Annotated in this window: 12 protein-coding genes; 4 read left to right on the top strand and 8 right to left on the bottom strand. The window is 45.8% G+C overall.

Annotated elements, in window-relative coordinates:
* Positions 1-425 precede the first annotated feature (425 nt).
* Together C5O19_RS04655 and C5O19_RS04650 are read left to right on the top strand one after the other, a co-directional pair.
* Positions 426-3,470, top strand: a complete 3,045-nt coding sequence (locus tag C5O19_RS04655; RefSeq protein ID WP_104710119.1) for a SusC/RagA family TonB-linked outer membrane protein — start codon at positions 426-428, stop codon at positions 3,468-3,470.
* A gap of 32 nt (positions 3,471-3,502) precedes the next feature.
* Complete coding sequence (locus C5O19_RS04650) at positions 3,503-4,870, top strand: RagB/SusD family nutrient uptake outer membrane protein (protein WP_104713892.1); 1,368 nt, start codon at positions 3,503-3,505, stop codon at positions 4,868-4,870.
* A gap of 59 nt (positions 4,871-4,929) precedes the next feature.
* Here the strand turns inward: C5O19_RS04650 and C5O19_RS04645 are convergent, their stop codons facing one another.
* The 5 genes from C5O19_RS04645 to radA form a co-directional block, all read right to left on the bottom strand.
* Positions 4,930-5,700 (bottom strand): patatin-like phospholipase family protein, encoded by a 771-nt coding sequence (locus C5O19_RS04645; protein WP_104710118.1) that lies wholly within the window; start codon positions 5,698-5,700, stop codon positions 4,930-4,932.
* Positions 5,701-5,736: 36 nt separating this feature from the next.
* A complete protein-coding gene (locus C5O19_RS04640; RefSeq protein WP_104710117.1) occupies positions 5,737-7,173 on the bottom strand; it encodes a DUF5723 family protein in 1,437 nt (478 codons plus the stop codon).
* 157 nt (positions 7,174-7,330) lie between these two features.
* Positions 7,331-8,059, bottom strand: coding sequence for an outer membrane lipoprotein-sorting protein (locus C5O19_RS04635; protein WP_104710116.1), 729 nt, complete (start codon positions 8,057-8,059; stop codon positions 7,331-7,333).
* A gap of 163 nt (positions 8,060-8,222) precedes the next feature.
* Entirely contained in the window at positions 8,223-8,768 is a 546-nt protein-coding gene (locus C5O19_RS04630) for a hypothetical protein (RefSeq protein ID WP_104710115.1), read from the bottom strand.
* A 102-nt stretch (positions 8,769-8,870) separates the two neighbouring features.
* A complete protein-coding gene (gene radA / locus C5O19_RS04625) occupies positions 8,871-10,247 on the bottom strand; it encodes a DNA repair protein RadA (RefSeq protein WP_104710114.1) in 1,377 nt (458 codons plus the stop codon).
* Positions 10,248-10,408: 161 nt separating this feature from the next.
* On the opposite strand from radA, the gene C5O19_RS04620 reads away from it, so the two are divergent.
* Positions 10,409-11,101, top strand: coding sequence for a porin family protein (locus C5O19_RS04620; RefSeq protein ID WP_104710113.1), 693 nt, complete (start codon positions 10,409-10,411; stop codon positions 11,099-11,101).
* A 101-nt stretch (positions 11,102-11,202) separates the two neighbouring features.
* On the opposite strand, the gene C5O19_RS04615 is transcribed toward C5O19_RS04620, so the two are convergent.
* Positions 11,203-11,589: a LytR/AlgR family response regulator transcription factor gene (locus C5O19_RS04615; protein WP_104710112.1), complete on the bottom strand. Its 387-nt coding sequence runs from the start codon at positions 11,587-11,589 to the stop codon at positions 11,203-11,205.
* A gap of 172 nt (positions 11,590-11,761) precedes the next feature.
* Here C5O19_RS04615 and pheS point away from each other — a divergent pair, with 172 nt between their 5' ends.
* Complete coding sequence (pheS, locus tag C5O19_RS04610) at positions 11,762-12,814, top strand: phenylalanine--tRNA ligase subunit alpha (protein ID WP_104710111.1); 1,053 nt, start codon at positions 11,762-11,764, stop codon at positions 12,812-12,814.
* Between the two features lie 70 nt (positions 12,815-12,884).
* Here pheS and C5O19_RS04605 read toward each other — a convergent pair whose 3' ends face one another.
* Both C5O19_RS04605 and C5O19_RS04600 read right to left on the bottom strand, forming a co-directional pair.
* Positions 12,885-13,409, bottom strand: coding sequence for a C40 family peptidase (locus C5O19_RS04605; protein WP_104710110.1), 525 nt, complete (start codon positions 13,407-13,409; stop codon positions 12,885-12,887).
* A gap of 294 nt (positions 13,410-13,703) precedes the next feature.
* Positions 13,704-14,150 carry a GNAT family N-acetyltransferase gene (locus C5O19_RS04600; protein WP_104710109.1) on the bottom strand — a complete coding sequence of 149 codons (447 nt, stop codon included), beginning with the start codon at positions 14,148-14,150 and terminating at the stop codon, positions 13,704-13,706.
* Positions 14,151-14,206 lie beyond the last annotated feature (56 nt).

Raw genomic sequence — 14,206 nt, 5'->3', positions numbered from 1 at the left:
GTACGAACCTTCCGCCAGAAGTCAGCATTTTCCTTAGGCTTCCTTCTGTATTTCGTCCCGGGCGAAAGCGTAATTTTTCATTCAAAGAGGTAAGTTAGCTACTGAATTAATTTTTCAGGAGAGCCATTAGGATTTATGAAACTTACATCTTAGAATCGTACAAGAGAAGTTCACTACCTAAGTATATTTATCTACCTCACGTATCCAGTCGCTAGAATATAACTATTACAATAATTATCACACTTGCCAAACATTGCATTATCCAAATAAAATATTTAATTTTTAATCATAAATAAAAGATTTCAGTAGTACTACAAGGAAGTTCTCCCTCATTATTCTAAAATTTATATATGTATGCAAGCTCAGGCTTTGTTTGAATTTGTTTATACTTTTGTAAGAATTTCCAATTCTAATTCTTAACCATAATGAGAAGACTGTTACATCTATGTTTCCTGGTCGGAGCACTGTTGAGCGGCTATAGTACAATTGCCCAAGACAGAGTCGTGACGGGAAAAGTCACCTCTTCAGAAGACGGAACCCCTTTAGTTGGCGTAAGCGTTCAAGCCAAAGGAACTAGCCGCGGCGTTAATACCGATGCTACCGGTACGTACCGGCTTTCCGTACCGGATAATTCTACCTTGGTTTTCAGTTTCATCGGCATGATTACCCAGGAAATTGCCGTGGGTAACCAGACCCAGATTGATGTACAACTAGGCTCAAACAGCCGCGAACTCACCGAAGTCGTAGTAACAGGTTTCGGTTCGCAAATCAAGCGGGACGTAACGGGAAATATTGCCAAGGTTGACTCTAAGAAACTTGAAAATATTCCTAACCCGTCTTTTGAAGCGGCTCTGCAGGGAAACGCAGCCGGGGTGCAGATCACCCAAGGAAATGGTAAGTTAGGGCAGGGTATTTCGGTACGCGTTCGGGGTACTTCATCGATTTCTGCTTCAAGCCAGCCCTTGTACGTAGTAGATGGCGTTCCCATTAATACGCAGAACCTTTCCAATAATACGGCCCCTACCAACCCGATTGCCGATTTGAACCCGCAGGATATTGAATCCTTAGAAATCCTCAAGGATGCTTCAGCTGGTGCCATTTACGGAGCTCGTGCTGCGAATGGCGTGGTACTGATCACTACCAAACGCGGTAAAGCCGGTAAAACGAACGTCAACGTAGGTTTCCAGTACGGCTCCAGTAAGCCCACCCGCCTCCGTGACTATATGACCGCGGAGCAATGGTTGTCTTATTTTAGAGTAGCTGCAGCGAATACCAACTCAACTAATTCGCTCAATACCATTATTAATCGTTCAGCCGCCGGTACAACTCCCGGCGAAGCTACGTATGATTGGCAAAGAGCCGCTTTTCAGGATGCTCCCTTCAGTCAGACGGATTTGAACATTTCCGGGGGTAATGAAAAGACGAAATTTTACATCTCGGGTCAATACCTGGATCAGAAAGGGATTCTGATCAAAAACTCGCTGGAACGTTTTAGCGGCCGGCTTAATCTGGATCATAAGGCCAACAACTGGCTTTCGATCGGCATGAATATGAGTTTGGCTCGGACCTTACAGAATCGCGTTTCCAATGACAATGCCTTCTCGACGCCCATGCAGGCCGTAGCTATTCCGCCCATCACTCCGTTGATTGATCCCCGGACTGGCTTGATTTCAGGTACACCTCCAGGAACTTCGGCGAACTTCCCTATCTACTACAACCCGTTCATATCCGCTGAATATTCGGATTACAAGACCTTAGTTTTCCGTAATATCAGCAACGTATATGGCCAGGTAGACTTTACCAAATGGCTTAGTTTCCGCTCTGAACTAGGGGTTGATCTGTTGAATCAGAACGAAAACACCTATTACGGTACGCAAACAGTTCGTAACGTATCAGGGGCTGCCAATGGCTTGGGAGAAAGTCGTTACTCACAGGTCATGAACTATAACACCAATAACTACTTCAGTTTCAATAAAGCAATTGGCGACCTTCATTCCATTACGGCTACGCTTGGTATGTCTTATCAGGAAACCCGAATTGATGGAAACTTTGTGGAAGGACAGCAATTTCCTTCCAACGCATACCGGCAAATTGCTTCCGCTGCGGATATCACAGGAGGTTCCTCCACGCGTACCCGGTTTTCGTTCCTTTCTTATTTCCTACGGGCTAACTACAAGTTTGCTGACAAATACTTAGTAGGCTTAAGCGGTCGGGTAGACGGATCAAGCCGATTTGGTAACGATTCTAAATATGGATTCTTCCCTGCTATTTCCGGTGGATGGATTCTTAGCGAAGAAAAGTTCCTACAGGAGTCTAAAGCCCTGAGCTTCTTAAAATTAAGAGCTAGTTATGGATTAACGGGTAATGCTGAAATTGGCAACTTCCCTGCCTTAGGCCTCTGGTCTTCTTCGGGTTATGCTGGCGTAGCTGGTCAGTCGCCCAGTCAATTGCGAAACCAGGATTTGAAATGGGAAACTACTACCCAAACAGATATTGGCCTGGATTACGGAATCTTAAATAACCGAATCAATGGGGAGATCGATTATTACATTAAAAACACGAATGACTTATTACTGTCGGTAAACGTTCCAGGCACGGCTGGATTTCCGGACCAGGTACGAAATGTGGGTAAAATGCAAAACAAAGGCTTCGAATTTACTTTGAATAGCCAAAACCTGGTCGGAGCCTTCAAGTGGACGACCAGCCTGAATATTTCGAACAACAAAAACCGGGTAGTAGAAATCGATAAGAGTCCTTCCGGAGAACCTGTCCCCATCACGGGTGGTTTTGATCAGGTTAACCGAGCGTATCCGGGTCAGCCATTAGGAGCTTTTTATATGATTGAATACGCGGGTGTAGATAAAGCGAATGGAGATGCCCTCTACTACCGAAATGATACAGAAGGTGATCGTACCACAACCAATGATCCGAACGAAGCACAACGGGTATTTGTTGGAAGCCCTCTTCCTACCTGGTTTGGAGGGATTACGAACACCTTCTCGTACGCGGGTTTCGACCTGAGCATCCTGTTCAACGGGCAGTTTGGTAATAAGGTGTATATGGCAGGCGGTAAGTTTGAAAGAGCTTCTGGTGATTATTTCGATAATCATTTAGCTTCTGAATTAGATTACTGGACCCCAGAAAACCCCAATGCTTCTACGCCTCAACCCCGGTTGTTTGGAGCGAATGGTACCGCTGTATCCAGTCGCTATTTATCGGATGCATCTTACGTGCGTTTACGTAATGTCTCTGTAGGATACACGATTCCCAAAACTGTGCTGAACCGTTTAAAGGTGGATCGGCTCCGCGTGTACTTCCTGGCCCAAAACCTACTGACCTTTACCAAGTACACGGGTTGGGATCCTGAAGTTAGCACCGATGCTGTTTCAGGAAATATTGCAGCAGGACAAGATTTCTATTCGGCACCCCAAGCAAAGACGCTTACGGTTGGTCTACAAATTGGATTCTAATGCTGTTGAAGGAATATTTAACATTCAATTCAATGAAAAAAACACGTTTCACCTATATACTTCTCGCGGCGATTACTCTAACGGTGTCCTCGTGCGGAGATAAATTGAATATTGCTCCTACTCAATCAATTGACCAAGACGTTGCTCTGACGACCTCAAAGGACGTTGAAGCCGCTTTGATTGGTGCTTATGATGCTCTAGGCGAGTACTACGTATGGGGAGGACAGATTCAAATGTCATCTGACCTGCTTGCTGCTACGAACGAGCTACAGTGGCTTGGTACATTTGTAGACCCTGGTCAGTTTTATGATAAGAAAATTCTTACCAATAATTTGTATGGGTCTAACATCTGGCTAAATTCATACGAAACTATTAACATCTGTAACAACGTCTTAGCGAACATTGATAAGGTTGACGCAGCAAAAAAGAACCGGATTCAGGGGGAAGCTTTGTTTATCCGGGGCAGTGTCTACTTTGAATTGGTTCGTTTGTTTGCTAAAACCTGGGGCGATGGCGATAACACCGTTAATCCAGGTGTGCCACTGGTGCTCACCCCTACCACTGAGATCAACAACGGTTCCTACGTAAGCCGGAATAGTGTAGCACAAGTGTATGCAAAGGTTCTTGAAGATTTACTAGCTGCCGAATCGCTGTTACCAGATGCAGCTTCGACCAGCACTTCAGGTAAAATGACTGGTCAAGCAACGAAATGGGCCGCCGCTGGTATCCTGTCTCGCGTGTATTTGATGCAGCAGAATTATGCGGCTGCACGCGACGCGGCTAACCGCGTTATTCAGAGTAACAAATATGCTCTGAACCAAAATTATGCGGCTTCATTTAACCTGGTAAACATGAACTCTCCCGAGAACATTTTTTCCACACAGGTGACTTCTCAGGATGGCGACAATTCTCTTCGTACTTTCTACTCGATTGAATCCAGAGGGGATATCTACGTAACAACCAATCATATTAATGAATACGAACAAGGAGATGAACGTGCGGATTTATTTTATCAGGATGGAGACGACTTCTTTACGGAGAAGTTCAGTACTATCTACTCGAACGTTCCCGTTATTCGTTTAGCTGAAATGTATTTGACGCGGGCTGAAGCTAATTTCCGCCTCAATACAAGCGTTGGAGCAACGCCTTTAGCGGATATTAATTTGATCCGTAATCGGGTAAACTTGCCAAGCCTTACTTCAACTAGTCTTACGCTTAGTGCAATCTTAAAAGAGCGTAAATTAGAATTGATGTTTGAAGGCCATCTCTTACACGATCTGAAGCGTACTCGTCGTTCAGTTGGGGCAATCTCCTTTAATGCTAACAATCTGGTATACCCGATCCCGCAACGCGAAACGGATGTAAACAGCCAGCTGGTACAAAATCCTGGGTACAATTAGTAGTAAAAGTCTTAAGTAACGAAGAAGCCCCGAAGCAATCTTGCTTCGGGGCTTCTTCATTAAAAACTCAATTGTTCTCTCAGTTTTTCCAGTTCCGGAGCCATCTGATGCGTGTATTCGTAGCCTACGCGAAAAACATCTCTGGATTTCTTGGTATCAAAAACGTTGAAATTCTGTAAGAGCGGCGGCTCGATGAATACGTCAAAACGCTTGGACTTGAAATGGCTAGCTTTCGCCATCGCCAGATACAAACTTCGCATGGCCACGGCTTTCATAGAGGTAATCGGACTTTCCAGATCACCAATCGGATTACAGTGGCAACCAATTAGTATGTCGCAGTGAGCTTCGAGCGGCTCGTAAGGCATTTGATTCAGTACTCCGCCGTCAATCAGTTGCTGCTGGTTAATCCATACGGGTTCAAAAATACCCGGCAAACAGCAGGAAGCCAGAATGGGTTTGAGCAAAGGACCAGAATTAAAAAATACTTCATTACCCGTCGTTAGATCCGTGGCGTTGACGCTAAGCGGCAGAGCCAATTCTTCGAACGTATGGGGTAGATGCTTTTGCATCAGGTCTTCTACCCGATCGAGCTTCAGAAAACCCATCCGGCTAAACGCCAATTTCAGGTAGCTTTTATAATTACTACGTTCAATTAAATCGTAGGCAGCTTCGGCTTCCATTTTGCTGGCCGCAAATGCTCCCACGATAGCTCCTGCACTAACCCCCGAGATATAATCCGGTGAAATGCCCATTTCCTGAAGAGCTTTCAAAATCCCTAAATGAGCAAATCCGCGTACGGCTCCTCCGGAGAATACTATTCCAATCTTCATGGTTTGTTCGTTGATTAATGCACGCGTAGGTATTTGTTAACGATCGTTTCGCTTAAACAAAGGTATACTTAAGCCAGCGTATACATCCATACCTTTAGGAGCCAATCGCCGACTATTACTTACTAAACCAATCAGGTTGTCCGTACCCGCAAAAACCGGTCCCAATCGTACGGACAAGCCCGGTGAAAATGTCTGAAAAATCCAGGTGAGGGGTACGGCCACCTCTAACCCTGACTCGGTTTCAATACGCGGCACTACTGAAAAAACTGTGGGTTGACGAGCCGATAATACGTTCACATTTCGCAAATCCTTGAGGTACGAAACCGTTACGTACAGGGATGAATTCAACCGTAAATCAGCATTCGTATTCAGCGACATCGGTAATCCTGAAGTAAAACTAGTTTTGGCCTCATTCGGTTGCAGCTCCATTTTACTTTCGATGAGGCGTACCAGTTCATCACTCCCTTTAATATTCGCAAAATCCTCTTCCTGAATCGTTCGGTTCGTGCGTAAAATGGTGTATCCTTTGATCTTGGACCGATCTTCGTAGCGGATTGACCCTACATCCATCAGAGCGGCGGACAGTCGCAGACGGTAGGGTTCTTCGTCATAATCCGGATTAAATTCATAGACCATCCCTACATCAAATCCCCAGCCGGAACCCGGCATTTTACTACCTAAAAACTTGCGTAGTCCTACCCCGTCTTTGATGGACTCTTGAGTAGTATAGCCGAAATCCGCGTCCATCCGATCCATCACGAAAAGTCCTTTACCGGGCCGCTCAGGATCTTCAATAACGCGGTACGTCAATTCCCGATTTCGGATGTGAGCCGAGTAGAAACCCACCAGCTTTTTCACGGTAACCCCTCCTTTCAACTGATGAGGGCCGTCTTCAATGAGGGTAGCAGCGTAGGTGAAAGCCAATTCTCCGTAGATATTCCCATTCAATGAAAACTTATTATCTACGTTCGTAATATTCCATAGGGTAGCGAAATCGAAACCCTGCCGAACGAGCGAAAGAAAGTTTTCCGAAACACCAAAAGCCTGAATGGACGCCCGGGCCCGGCTCGTGATCGCAATACTCTGGTTGCGGCCCAGCCCAATCAATACGCCCGGACCGCGTACTTCGGCCCAGCCCGTACCATCCTTGGGTTTACCGTTCAGATTCTCCCGAAAGTACTCCGGTTCGAGGGCAGGGCTTCCGTCTGAATTCCGATACGCGTTAGGAATACCGCCAAATACGAGACGGTTTAATTTGTAGGGGCCAACCCAGTCCGCATAGTTATTGGAAATATTGGCTCCTCCCGAGAAAAGATTAACGTGTAATTTGTAAGGTGAACCCGCAATCAAGGCCGGATTCGTGTACACCTTGTTCGTACCGGCGGCATTACTATGGGCAATTCCATTGAAATTCTGGGCCTGGACTCCCAATGAAACGCTCAGGGCCAGGATCGACAGAAAGTTTTTCATCATCGTATGTAGTGTGAAGGTTCGAATACTGCTAACGTAGGATTTACTCCTTTGCATATACGCCTTTTCAGCCAAAACTGTTTTTATTCATACGGACGGTTGGGCAAAAAAAAACTTCCGTAAGTAGTCCTACGGAAGTTTTTACAGAAAATGATATGGCTTACTTGGTCGGCTTCGCGAACAGTTTTTCATCAATCGGACCATTTACCGTAATCTTATTGGTAATGATCGTCATATCACCGCCCATGGGTGATGCCGTTTCCATCGTGTGCGGAAATTTAACGCCGGAAATTTCTTTGTAATCAGAGAAATTCATTTCCTGCTTTACTTCCTGACCTTGCATACTCAACTGTGCAATTTGCTTTGCCAGCAGGTACGTATTCGCATCCAGAAAATAATCGACAGCCGTACCATCTTTCGTCGTGATTTTCAGATGATAGGCGTCTTTTTTATCCATTTTTTCCTTGCCTACCAATTCTACCTTCGTGCCTTTTTCCTTGTAGTTAAAAAGCGGTCCGCCGGGATCAAGCTGACTGGCTGAACTCTTGATTTGTTCGGCAGGCAGGTCTTCTGGTTCACCCGTACCACCCATCATCGCAGGACGGATGGTCCAGCCTTTATCGCCGTCTACCGCTGTAATCATTTCATTGCCCATCACTGAGATTTCCATCCGCATGCCACGACCCGTAGCAATCATCTGCTTCATCGGGATGTCCATACCTTGCATACTCATCGAGTTTTCGATGATCAAGGTTTTGATGCCTTTAAGCTTGTCAGCACCCCCACGAGCAGCGATGTGTTTATCTACAATTTCATCAACGGATTGAGCCTGTGCGTTCAATGTTAACACCAAAGCCGCCGCAGCAGCCCAGATACGTAATTTAGTCATGGTTAATGTTGGTTAAAAACGTGCGTAATGCTAAGTCAAAAATAGCGGACTTCCCTAAATACTGACTTTTTTTTCTATTAGTGGAGAAAGGATCATTTGAATGGATGAATTTCCTTTTTAAAATAAATCGCCTCTTTCTAACGAACGCATACGCCTTTTTCGCTTAGCCCGCGGATAAATATCGGTTGGTTTGGGCTAAAATCGGTTTAACACTTCGAATCGCTTTCTGTAATTGGTCCGCTGTATTAGCCTTGTCCATTACCTCATGGCTCTCCCGCGTTTTCAGATGTAAATTTTTTAACTGCTTTAATCGGCCCGAACGTGGTGTGTTAGTCTGTACCATTTGAATTTCCTGATCAAGCTCCGTTAACTGGAGACTAATCCGATCCATCCAATCCTGCTTTTCCCGCATAAAGGCATCTTTAGGTTCGGCCTGAGCTTTAGGATTAGGTTTCAATATGCGTAGTGAATCAGGGATTCGTTCGATCTTGGTGGCTTTCGAAGCAAAGGCTGTTGCTAAGGTGGGATCATTCTTATAAACGAGGCGAGCCCGCCGCTCGGTTCGTACGGTCGTAACCCTAGGATCGACGCGTACCACTTCCTCGGTCACGCGGGCGTTCAACACTTGAGCCCCCGAATCAGTAAGCATTTCCTGGGTGTTCGGATTCATCGTTCCGCTCAGAAACCAGATATAAAGAAGACATTTCATGACGGCAATAAAGTTTGGTTGACGTATTAATTCACTGACTACCAATCCCTTATTACCGTCAAAAAACGTGCAAGTCAAGAAGCGGGCAAGGATTTACTCAAGTTACCGCAATAAGGAAATGAAAACTTCGTCGAGTTTAGAGGCCGTTCGTACCCGGATTTTGTACTGATCCAGGTCGAGTCCTTTGGCGTTGTAGCGGGAAACCCAGATCTCCTTAAAGCCCAGTTTTTCAGCCTCCGCAATCCGATTTTCAATTCGGTTTACGGCCCGTACTTCGCCTCCCAACCCTACCTCCGCCGCAAAGCAGACTGAAGCCGGAATCGCAATATCCTCGTACGAAGAAACCAGCGAAGCACAGACGGCCAAATCAATAGCCGGATCTTCCACTTTCAGACCTCCGGCAATATTCAGGAAAACATCCTGAGCCCCCAGTCGAAAACCACCGCGTTTCTCCAGAACGGCCAGCAACATATTCAGCCGTTTCGCGTCGAAGCCCGTACTACTACGTTGGGGCGTTCCGTAGGTGGCAATGGATACCAATGACTGAATTTCAATCAGCAAGGGCCGATTTCCTTCCAGCATGGTACCAATCGTGATACCACTCAGGGCGTCCTCCCGCTGGGAAATCAGAATTTCCGAAGGGTTACTTACCTGTCGTAACCCACTCCCCTGCATTTCGTAGATGCCCAACTCGGAGGTACTGCCAAAGCGATTCTTGGTCGTTCGCAAAATCCGGTAGGCCAAATGGCGATCGCCTTCAAATTGCAGTACCGTGTCCACCATGTGTTCCAGAACCTTGGGTCCGGCCAGATTCCCGTCTTTGGTAATGTGACCAATCATAAATACGGGCGTTCCGGACTCTTTCGCGAATTTCATCAGCTCCGCCGTACACTCGCGTACCTGCGATACACTCCCTGCTCCGGATTCGACCAGATTGGATTGCAGGGTTTGAATGGAATCAATGACCAATAAATCGGGTTCGAAATTTTCGATCTGCTTGAATATATTCTGCGTGGACGTTTCCGTGAGAATGAAGCAGTTGGCGGAATTCGTCCCCAATCGTTCAGCCCGCATTTTAATCTGTTGATCCGATTCCTCACCCGAAACGTAGAGTACCCGAATGCCCGGTAGATTCAGAGCAATTTGCAGCATCAGGGTGGATTTCCCAATCCCCGGTTCGCCCCCAATCAGTACCAGTGAGCCAGGAACGATCCCTCCGCCCAGTACGCGGTTTAGCTCAGCATCCGGGGTCAATACCCGGGGTTGTTCGCTGTAATCAATTTCGGTAATGGCTTTAGGACGAGCGGCAATATTCGGTCCCGCTGAAGCAGGTCGCCAGCGGCCTTTTTCGGGTTCCGACTTCTGGATGATCTCCTCGACCATCGTATTCCATTCCCCACAGGAAGGACACCTTCCCAGCCATTTGGGCGACTGGTACCCACAATTCTGACAGAAATAAGAGGTTTTTACTTTCGCCATTGAGATGTAAACGGGCAGTTTTTAGCTTTCTGCCGATTAGTAATTTACGCTAGAAAACGTTCAAAAACAAGGATACAGAAAAGGTTTCGGACCATTTCTATAACAAAACACCGGTGGTACAGCGTTTTACCATAGTTCTTCAACGTATTACCATTATATCCATGAAAAAGTACTTATTACTATGCAGCTTTCTCTGTCTGTCGGCTGCTTCAACCTTCGCCCAAAGCGACAAACCCTGGTTTCAACTGGGAATTAAAGCAGGAACGAATTTAGCCCAACTTAAAACGGGCAACTTTGTAGCCAATGGTAGCTATAGTGGATCCACGCTCCGGGAAAATCTCAAACAAAGCCTAGATACCCGTACTGGTTTTGTAGGTGGTATTTATATGCGTTTTGGACGAACGCTCTATATACAGCCCGAGGTACTGTATACAGGTAAAGGAGGTTCGTATTTGGTACAACCCATCGATGCCAATGGACAAGCGGTAGGCAGTCCTACGCAGGTAAAGGTAAAAACCGAGAACATTGATGTGCCCGTATTGCTGGGATTGAAATTTGGTCCGCTTCGGGTAAATGCGGGTCCAGTAGCTTCTTTTCTGATCGGCTCGAATGAGAGTATCAAAGAAGCCATTACCAAGTATACCCAAGGTAGTGTGAGCGATACGTTTAATCAGGCTGCCTGGGGTTACCAGCTCGGTGGTGGCCTGGATATTGGTAACTTCTCGCTAGACGTTCGTTACGAAGACAGTCTTTCTAATGTTCGGTTTGTAAATATCAGTACGCCCAACGGTAGCGATCCTTTCAAACAGAAATCGAAAAACTGGCAAGTGACTTTGGGCATGAAAGTATTTTAGTTTAGAATGTAGTACTATTCTACAGTAACGCAAAGAGCCGCTAACTAGTTAGCGGCTCTTTGCGTTACTGTACTATTTGAGTGTCAATCAGTAAAATATACTTAATGACTCAAGTACTGCCTCATATAGGCCGCGAACTGATGTTTGCGACGTCGGGCAATGGAAATAATTTGACCGTCTTTCATCCATACACAGTCTTCGCCTTTCACGTCATATCGCTGTACGTAGGCTAGGTTGATAAGGTACGATTTATGAATCCGGAAGAATGAACTGCTTTCGGTCATGAGTTTTTCATAGTCCCGTAAGGTTTTCGAAACCATGATACGTTTGCCGTTACTGCAATAAAACAGCGTATAGTTTCCATCTCCCTGGATCAGAATAATATCCTGCATAGGAAGGTGTTGAACGCGGCGATCAAAGACGGGTAGCGTACCCTCGGGTACAGTCCAGTTTTTCGAAGTAAATTCTAGAGAAGGGGTTGGATACATGGTATTAGCATTAGGAATAAAACGTAACTCAAGTACAAAACAAAGGTGTAAAAAATTAAGTATAAAACACCAGTAAAATATACTCTATTTTTAAAATTAGGTATTTGTACGTATTACCCGAAAAACAAAAATTCTCTGGCTATTCAAACCAGCAAAAAGTTATTTTTGTGACATGATAGAGCAAGTCAACGAAATTCGCCAGCAAATCACGGCGTATACTATTGATACTAAGGAACAACTAGAAAATTTCCGGATAGCCTACGTTGGCCGTAAAGGAGCCGTAGCAGGTTTGTTTGAATTACTGAAAACGGTTCCTGCGGAAGAGCGTCGGGCCATGGGGCAGGAACTCAATTCCCTGAAAGATTTAGCTCAGGAGACCTTCCAAGCTGCCCAGGAACGTCTGGAAAATTCTCAAAGTCAACAGGTTACACCTGATGTAGATTTAACCCTACCCACGATTCCAAACGAGACGGGTAGTCTGCACCCCCTTACGTTGATTCGTCAACGTATTGTCGAAATTTTTGAACGTTTGGGTTTCAACGTAGCCGATGGACCAGAGATCGAAGAAGACTGGTATAACTTTACGGCTCTGAACTTTCCCGAGAACCACCCGGCTCGTGAAATGCAGGATACGTTTTTCATCGAGAAAAACGGTCCCGGTAAGGATATTCTGCTGCACACGCACACCTCCAATATCCAGGTTCGGCTGATGGAAACGCAGCAGCCACCCTTACGCAGCATTATGCCCGGTCGCGTGTATCGCAATGAAGCCATTTCGGCCCGTGCTCACTGCTTTTTCCATCAAATCGAAGGCTTGTACATTGATGAGAATGTGAGCTTCAAGGATTTGAAGGATACCTTATATCAGTTTGCCCAGGAGCTGTTTGGTTCGGAGGTACAGGTTCGTTTCCGTCCCTCGTACTTTCCTTTCACCGAGCCCAGTGCAGAAATGGATATTTCCTGCGAAATGCACCGCCCCGGTGGTTGCCGGATTTGCGGCGGAACGCAGAATCAGTGTAAAGGAACGGGTTGGGTAGAAATTCTTGGTTCGGGTATGGTTGATCCGAACGTACTGGAAAATTGCGGTATCGATTCCAAGAAATACACAGGATTTGCCTTCGGCATGGGTATCGAGCGGATCGCGAACTTGAAATACCGCGTTCGGGATTTGCGACTGTATTCCGAAAATGACGTTCGTTTCCTGCGTCAGTTCGAACAGGCCTAACCAATACGTACCTAAGCAAAAAGGCGATCGTTTTCGAAACGATCGCCTTTTTTATGGCTGTATACACTAGTTACGATTCAGAAGGAAGAAAATCCAGTACGCCAATAACCCGGCGAAGTCCCGAAAAACGAGTTTGGTAGTACTTTTCCTGATCAAGCCAGTCAAAACGAACGCCGCCATTGTAAGCCGAGTGGATGAAACGAATCTTTCCGTCTTTTACCTCCGATACAATACCTACGTGTCCAATTCGGTTACTGTGCGAGTTTCCACCTTTGAAGAAAATCAGATCACCGGGCTGGCAATCTTTCTTGGCGACTTCGTGCCCTAATGATTTCATGGAAGCACTGGAATGAGGGAGTAACATTCCAAAGTTTTTGAAGCAAAACCGGACGAATCCGCTGCAATCAAAACCCCCTTTCGTAGTACCACCCGACCGATACCGAATGTGCAAATGCTGTTCGGCAAAGTCCAGAACGTCGTTGGTATAACGCTCCAGTCGGGTGCTTTTGGGTTCCTGTTCAACCGCCGCTCGTTGGGCAAAAGATACATTCAGGAAGCAGGTAAAAAAACCTGCTAGAAGAACTTTTCTTAGCATAAAATTCGGTTTGTTGTCACAATGAGGTTCTTAAAGATAGGCAGAATGGCTGGTACGAAAAAGGCCTTTCGGATGTCCGAAAGGCCTGACTACGGGTTATTCTAAGGTATTCCTTTTTTTATTTAACATTAGTATCGCTGACGTTCAGAGGCTTACCAAAAACTGCCTCAAGCGAATATTGAGAGTAAATTTTTCACTATTTTTTTTATTTTTTTCTCATTTTTTTCTCAAAATTCCTCAAAATCTAAGAATACTAGCTAAAAATGGCTTACTATAAAAACCTGTGCCAGAACATTATAAGTCTTTACCAAAGCACACGCTCAAGCTATCCTCACCATCATAGCCGTAGTTAGGAATTTGCTCGTAACCCGTACGTCGATACAGTTCAATCGCTTCGGGTTGCCGAACGCCCGTTTCCAGTATAACGCGACGGTAACCCAGGCGACGAGCTTCTTCCTCCAACGTTTCCAACAGTCGCCGGGATACTCCCTGCCGACGGTAATTATCCAATACAAACATTCGTTTGATTTCAACTACCTCCGGAACATAAGGTCGTAGGGCTCCACACCCTACCGCTTTTCCTTCGATGCGGGCAATGACAAAGGCTGAACCCGGAGCTTCGGCGGAATGATATTCATTCGCCGGAAAATCGGGGTAGCGACGTTGTAGTTCTTGTACTGCTTCCGCTAGTAAAAACTGAGCATCGGCCGACTGTACGGATTCAACGTGTACAACAATCATTTTTTCTGATTTACGACAGAGCCCGTATTCCTGCGTTGAAGAATACGGGCTCTGTC

Origin of the sequence: Siphonobacter curvatus (genome assembly GCF_002943425.1) — a bacterium.
GTDB lineage: Bacteria > Bacteroidota > Bacteroidia > Cytophagales > Spirosomataceae > Siphonobacter > Siphonobacter curvatus.
Note: the sequence above shows the minus strand (reverse complement) of the source record. Positions and strands in the feature narration are given on the sequence as shown.